5 protein-coding genes are annotated in these 6,568 nt (G+C 66.9%); 3 read left to right on the forward strand and 2 right to left on the reverse strand.

The window, feature by feature from the left end; all coding sequences use genetic code 11:
- Positions 1-226 precede the first annotated feature (226 nt).
- On the forward strand, positions 227-976 hold the full coding sequence (locus A5789_RS26055; protein ID WP_064901600.1) for a DNA alkylation repair protein: 750 nt from the start codon (positions 227-229) through the stop codon (positions 974-976).
- A 110-nt stretch (positions 977-1,086) separates the two neighbouring features.
- On the opposite strand, the gene A5789_RS26060 is transcribed toward A5789_RS26055, so the two are convergent.
- On the reverse strand, positions 1,087-2,148 hold the full coding sequence (locus A5789_RS26060; RefSeq protein WP_063013612.1) for a ferredoxin--NADP reductase: 1,062 nt from the start codon (positions 2,146-2,148) through the stop codon (positions 1,087-1,089).
- 53 nt (positions 2,149-2,201) lie between these two features.
- Positions 2,202-2,825, reverse strand: a complete 624-nt coding sequence (gene mftR2, locus A5789_RS26065; protein ID WP_030517131.1) for a mycofactocin system transcriptional regulator MftR2 — start codon at positions 2,823-2,825, stop codon at positions 2,202-2,204.
- A 373-nt stretch (positions 2,826-3,198) separates the two neighbouring features.
- Between mftR2 and mftF the strand changes: the two genes are divergently transcribed.
- On the forward strand, positions 3,199-4,596 hold the full coding sequence (mftF, locus tag A5789_RS26070) for a mycofactocin biosynthesis glycosyltransferase MftF (RefSeq protein ID WP_064901602.1): 1,398 nt from the start codon (positions 3,199-3,201) through the stop codon (positions 4,594-4,596).
- A 147-nt stretch (positions 4,597-4,743) separates the two neighbouring features.
- Entirely contained in the window at positions 4,744-6,117 is a 1,374-nt protein-coding gene (locus A5789_RS26075; protein ID WP_064901603.1) for a GAF domain-containing protein, read from the forward strand.
- Positions 6,118-6,568 lie beyond the last annotated feature (451 nt).

Here is a 6,568-nt window from a genome sequence, read left to right on the forward strand (position 1 = left end):
CGAAGACATCAACACCAGGCAAAACAAGCCCACTACCAGCGAAGACAGGCATTACATCACAAAGTGATGCTGGAGTATTAGATCCGCAACGGCACGTGTCCGGCCGCGGCCGGACACGTTGTCGTCGGGAATCGGGTGAAGAGTGAGTGATACTGCCGTACATGATCGTTGCGCATCATCCGGAGGATCGGCATTCGGCGTCGGGCGGTGTCGGCGGAGTGCGGGCATGAACTCCGCGCCGACCGCCGCCGATGTCGCCCGTGCCATGGACGAGCTGGGAGATCCCGGCCGCGCCCTCGAGTTGCGGCGGTTCTTCAAAACCGGGCCCGGGGACTACGGCGAGGGCGACGCCTTCCTCGGAGTCCCTGTGCCGCAGACCCGCAAGGTCGCGAAACAATTTTCCGCACTGCCCGTTTCGGAGATAGCTGAGCTTTTGCGGAGTCCGGTGCACGAACATCGGCTCGCGGCGTTGGTGATCGCGAACAATGCCATGGCGAAGGCGGGGAAACCGCGCACGTACGACGTTGCCGCGCAACAGGAAATCGTGGAGATGTATCTGGCGGCGGTGCGCAGCGGGCGCGTGAACAATTGGGATCTGGTCGACGTGTCGGCCGAGAACATCCTCGGCCCGTGGTTACTGGAACGGCCGCGCGATCTGCTCGACGAACTGGCGCGGTCGGAATCGCTGTGGGAACGACGGGTCGCATTGCTGACGACCTTCGCATTCATCAAGGCCGGCGACGCCTCGACCACGTTCGCACTGTGCGAACGGCTGCTCGACGATCGGCGCGACCTGATTCAGAAGGCGGTCGGATGGATGCTGCGGGAAGTCGGCAAACGGGTGGACCGCGCCCTGCTCACCGAATTCCTGGACCGCCGTGCCCACGATATGGGCCGCACGGCATTGAGTTACGCCACCGAACATCTGGAACCCGAGACGCGCGCGGCCTATCGGGCGCAACGGCAGGCGCCGTAAGCCGGCCCGCCGACTACGCGGTGTCCGCCGCTGCCGATACGGCGCCCATGCACCGCGGCGGATTCCCCTGCCGCGCACGGCCCAGCGGTCGGCTGCGGCAGCGGCGGTCCTCAGAACTGGATCTTCAGATGATCGGTGACCGGATGCGCCTGGCACCCGAGGATGTACCCGGCTTCGATGTCCTCCGGATCGAGAATCTCCGAATTGTCCATCTCCACTTTGCCTTCCAGCACGGTGCAGGCGCAGGAGCCGCATTCGCCTTCCTGGCAGGAGTACGGCACGTCCAGGCCCTTGGCGAGCATGATGTCGACCAGGGTCTGACGCCGCGGCCACTGCATGGAATGGGTCTGGCCGTCGAGTTCGACCTCCACGGTGGCCGCGTCGGCGGCGTCCTCCTCGCTGACCTCGACGGGGGCGCCGGCGGCGAACGGATCGCCGGACAGCGAATTGAAGACCTCGGCGTGGGTGCGGTTGCGCGGCACCTCCAGCTGGGCCAGTGCGTCGTGCACCCGGTCCATGAACGCCTTCGGCCCGCACATGAAGGCGCGGAAACCGGTGTACGGGGTGCACAGCGCGGCCAGTCCGTCGGCGGTGGGCAGGCCCTGCAGCGTCTCCAGCCAGTGCACCACCACGAGCCGCTGTGGATTCTTGTCGGCGAGTTCGCGCAGTTCGTCGGCGAAGATGACCGACTCCGGATCGCGGTTGGCGTAGACCAGCACGATCCGGCCGGTGCCGCGGGCGAGCGCCGATTTCAGGATCGACATCACCGGGGTGACACCGCTGCCGGCGGCGAACAGCAGCAGATCCTCGTCCAGATCCTTCGGCGTGAAGACGCCGGAAGGCGGCAGCACCTCGATCTCGTCACCGGCTTGCACGTTGTCGCACACCCAGTTCGACGCGTATCCGTCGACCGTGCGCTTCACGGTGACCTTCGGTTGCACATCGGTGTGCGGTGAGCTGGCCAGCGAATAGCAGCGCGCGACCGAACCGGTGCGCTCGCTCGGGATGCGCAGCGTCAGGAACTGGCCGGGCTGGTAGGCGAAGCGCTCGCGCAGTTCTTCGGGCACGTCGAAGACCAGTGAACAGGCGTCGGCCGTCTCGTTGACGACAGCGGCGACCCGCAGCACGGCCGATCGTGAGCTGTGCGGTACGACGGGATCGGCGGTGGTCATGGTGTCCTCTCGGGGCCGGGCGCTGGAGCAGGTAAACTAGAACGTGTTCTAATTTATGATACGTGGCCGTCCCGCTGCCGGACAAGCTGGGCCTCGAGCCCCGCGATCAGCACATCCATACCGAAGTCGTAGGAGTATTTGCCGCGCAGATCGCCCATGTGCTTGACGGCCCGCTCGACGGCTTCGGGAAGCGGCATGTCGACCAGCGCGGATCGGTCCCGTGGATTGACCCGGGCGCGGCCGAACAGATACGTGTGAATGGTGGCATAGGCGGCGAGCACATTGCGATCGTCGAAGCCCGCATCGGACAGGATTTCCATCACAGCGGCGATCAGATCGAGCTGTTTGCCCAGCGTCTGTTCGATCAGCACATCGCCGAGGCCCGGATGTTTGCGCAGCTTCTCGTCGATCTGATCGATGAGTTCGCGCAGGCGCTGCTGCCAGGTGCCGAATTCCGGCGGTGGGGTCCGCACGCCGGTCAGGGCCGCGCTGGCCACCAGATCGAGCAATTCGCGCTTGTCGGCGACGTAGTAGTAGGGCGCCATCGGCGAGACGCCCAGTTCGCGGGAGAGCCGGCGCATCGACAGCTTCTCCACGCCGTCGGCGCGCACCACACGCAATGCGGCCTCGACTATCTCGGCTTCCGAGAGTGTGTTGCCGCCCCCGCTCGTCTGCATCCGTCCGACTCCCATGCCACCTCTAGACCTGCGCAGCCCGCCCGACGGCCACCCGTCATCTGCTGTTCAACGTGCTTGCCTTCCGCAGTCTAGAGTGCGCGTTCGTGGTCGCGGCCCGGTACGTGGAGGAGATCGGCGCACACGGCGACGCCGCATCTCACGCGGTAGTAGCCGGAGATGAACTATCGCGTCCCACGCGGAATCTCGTTGATCATGAAGCGAATGTTGCCGTGCGATAGCCAGATAGCGTCGATGGTCATTGACACCCACGCAACGCCGGAGCCGGTGGGTTGCCGCCGGATTCGTATCGAATTCGGTCCGTTTTTTTCGACACGGGATGCCCGGAGGGCGGTTAGCGCATAGCATTCTTGGAATGCGCCATGATCGACTGCCCAACGGGTTCGGGGTGCGAATCGATCCTCGGGTGCGCACCTATTCCGGTGGACGGCTCTTGGTCGGTGGCTCGCCGACGAGGTTGCTGAAACTTGCTCCGGAAGCGGCCGCCCTGATCGGTGACGGGTATCTCGAAGTGACGGATCCCCAGTCCGCGGTGGTTGCCAGACGGCTGCTCGACTCCGGGGTGGCCAACCCGCGTCCGCGCCTGCTTCCTTCCCCGGAAGAGGTCACGGTCGTGGTGCCGCATTGCAACGACGCCGCCGGATTGCAGCGGCTGCTCTCTGCCCTGCGCGGGCACAGCGTGGTGGTCGTGGACGACGGTTCGGACCGGCCGGTTCGGATCCCGCGTACCGGTGGCCGTTGCCGCGTCACGGTGCTTCGCCACGATGCACGCCAGGGCGTGGTCGCCGCGCGCAATGCCGGACTGCGGGCGGCGACAACGGAATTCGTCGCATTTCTGGATTCCGATGTGGTCCCCCGCGCGGGCTGGCTGGAGGTCATGCTCGGCCATTTCAGCGATCCCGAGGTCGCGTTGGTCGCGCCCCGCATCGTCGCGCGCGAGCCGGATGCCAGTGTGCTGGGCCGCTACGAGAGCGCGCGGTCGTCGCTGGATTTCGGCCGCCGGGAAACCGCGGTCAGTTCGCGCGGCTCGGTGTCGTACGCGCCGGGCGCGGCCCTGCTGGTGCGGCGGCACGCCCTGCTGGCCGAGGGCGGATTCGACGAGCAGATGCGCTCGGCCGCCGATATCGATCTGTGCTGGCGACTCGAGCGCGCCGGCTGGCGGTTGCGCTACGAGCCCGCCGCGCACGTCGCCTACGATCAACCGGCCTCGTTCGGTAAGTGGTTCGGGCGCAAGGTTTCTCACGGCGCCGCCGCGGCGCCGCTGGCCCGGCGCCACGCCGGGATGGTCGCCCCGCTGTCGGTGCCGTTCTGGACCGTCGCCGCGACCGCGCTGCTGGCCACCGCCTCGCGGGCCGGAATCCTGGGCGGGCTCGCCACGCTGCTCGCCGCGCTGATCCGGCTGCGGCGGGTGTTCGCCGAACTCGACAATCCGACGCGGGTGGCGGCCATCCATCTGGCCCGCGGATTCTCCGCCGGGGTGTGGCGGATCGTCTCGGCGCTGTGCCGGCACTACTGGCCGGTGACCGTGCTGGCGATGATCGCCTCCCGGCGCATCCGCCGGCTGGCGGTCGCGCTGGCGATCGCCGACGGACTGGCCGACTGGTTCACCCACCGCGATGCCAGCGGCCTGGATCCGGTGCGGTATCTGATGTGCAAGCGGCTCGACGACCTCGCCTACGGGACCGGCCTCTGGTCGGGTGCGCTGCGTGCTCGCAACGTGGCCGCGCTGCGCCCGGCCGTTCCGCGGCATTGATGGCCGGGGTCACAATTGGCCCCGATATGCCGTCTACCTCACATTTCGCCGCGCTCCGATGCTGGTGTGACCTGTCGGACAAACCGTATGCTTCGCCCATGCCCTTCCTGACCCGCCGGTACAGTGTGGGACGGGAAAGAAAGGCAAATGGTCAGCAATCTCACAGGCGATAACCGTCCCGAGGGCAGGGTCGAGCCCGGGACACAGCTCGGTGCGCTGGAAGCCTATGCCGCTCAGGCCCACGGTTACCTCAGCGTCGGGGGTGATCAGCTCAATCAGCTGCCCGGATTGCTGCGTCCGCTGGTTCTGGAGTCCTGGCTGCGCAGTCTGCGCGGCGGGGTCGACCCCATGGACGTACTCGACGGCCGCGGTCTGCGCGGTGCCGATCTGCAGCGCTACCGCGACAACCATCCGATTGCCGCGGTGATGCCACTGGTCGACAAGCTGCTGCTGCAGGACGCCACCGGCATCGGCCTGATCGTGGTCGTCGCCGACCAGTTCGGCCGGGTGCTGTCGGTGCACGGCAATCCCGACCGGGTCGAGGCCGCCGCCGAGGTCGGCCTGCGCGAGGGCGACGATCTGTCCGAACGCCGCATCGGCACGAACGCGGTCGGACTGGTGGTCCGCACCGGGCGCGCCACCTGGATCCACGGCCCCGAACACTTTCTGCACCGGATGCATCAGCTCACCGGGGCGGCCGCGCCCGTCCACGATCCGGACGGCCGGTTGGTCGGCGTGCTGATGATCGCCGGCGGCGTGCGCGTCGCGCGCCCGGAGATTCTGGCATTGGTGAAGGCGGCCGCGACCGCGGCGGAAATGGATCTGGTCCTCGCGGCCGTGCGCACCGAACAACGAGGCGCGGATCGCCGTGCGTCCGTGGGGCATTCGACGCCGCCGCGGACCGCCGGCCGGCTGGCGCTGGAGGTGCTGGGGCTGGGCCAGCCGCAGTTGTCGGTCGACGGCGAGCGCATCGCGTTGTCGCAGCGGCATGCCGAGATCCTGCTGCTGCTGGCCGAACACGCCGAAGGTCTGTCCGCCGATCATCTGGCGTTGCTGCTCGACGACACCGACCTCGACAACGCCACCATCCGCGCCGCCATGTCGCGGCTGCGCTCGGTGGTCGGCCCGGACGTCTTCGGCTCGCGGCCGTATCGGTTGCGGGTGCCGGTGTCCACGGATGTGGAGGCGCTGCGCGCGGCACTGGACTCCGGTGACGCGCACAGCGCGGTCCGTCATTACACCGGACCGGTGCTGCCCCGTTCGACCGCTCCCGGAGTTATAGACATTCGCGATGAATTGCGGGTGCGGCTGCGAACCGCAGTGTTACGTTCCGGTGACGCGGCCGTGCTGAGCCGTTGGACCTCGGGAGCCGAGGGGCGTGACGATGCCGCCGCATGGGTGGCCTATCGAGCCACCGCCGATCGCGATTCCGCCCTGTATGCCCAGATCGAGGCCAAAATTCGGGTGCTCGACCGGCGGATGGGCGCCGATGCAACGCAGATGCAACGTTTCGGCTCGTAGGCTCCGCGTCTGAAAGTGTCCTGACTCACACAAACAGGTCACAGTGTGGTTTCGGGCACATCTCTGCCCCGAGATCGACCGAATTGGACGCTGGTCCGAGTTTTTTTGAAGGAACTGATTCCTTTTTATTAGTCTTCGGCCTAGTGTTCGCTGCATGAACGGTGGCGCGGGTCGCCACCGGCCGATGCAGGAGATGAGGCCGCGGGAGCTCGGGGCCGCGATGTTGGAGGAAGTCGAGTTCGAGGATGAGTTGGTGACCGCACCGGTTCACCGAAATTACTGAGACACAAACCATTTCGCTCTTTCACACCTTCGCGATCGCGTGAGGTGTATTCGCCGAACCATCCGTGGCAAAGCCAGGGTCCGCGCCGTCGCGCGGGGCCCGGGGCTTATTTCGTGCTGCCCGAAAAGCGTTCGGTCGCTGGGTATTTCGTCAAACGAGGAGGCTCTG

This window comes from Nocardia sp. 852002-51101_SCH5132738, from assembly GCF_001665695.1.
Classification (GTDB): domain Bacteria; phylum Actinomycetota; class Actinomycetes; order Mycobacteriales; family Mycobacteriaceae; genus Nocardia; species Nocardia nova.

Coding starts and splice junctions, on each gene's coding strand:
- A5789_RS26055 (WP_064901600.1), top strand. CDS start 227: ATGAACTCCGCGCCGACCGCCGCCGATGTCGCCCGTGCCATGGACGAG.
- A5789_RS26060 (WP_063013612.1), bottom strand. CDS start 2,148: ATGACCACCGCCGATCCCGTCGTACCGCACAGCTCACGATCGGCCGTG.
- mftR2 (WP_030517131.1), bottom strand. CDS start 2,825: ATGCAGACGAGCGGGGGCGGCAACACACTCTCGGAAGCCGAGATAGTC.
- mftF (WP_064901602.1), top strand. CDS start 3,199: ATGCGCCATGATCGACTGCCCAACGGGTTCGGGGTGCGAATCGATCCT.
- A5789_RS26075 (WP_064901603.1), top strand. CDS start 4,744: ATGGTCAGCAATCTCACAGGCGATAACCGTCCCGAGGGCAGGGTCGAG.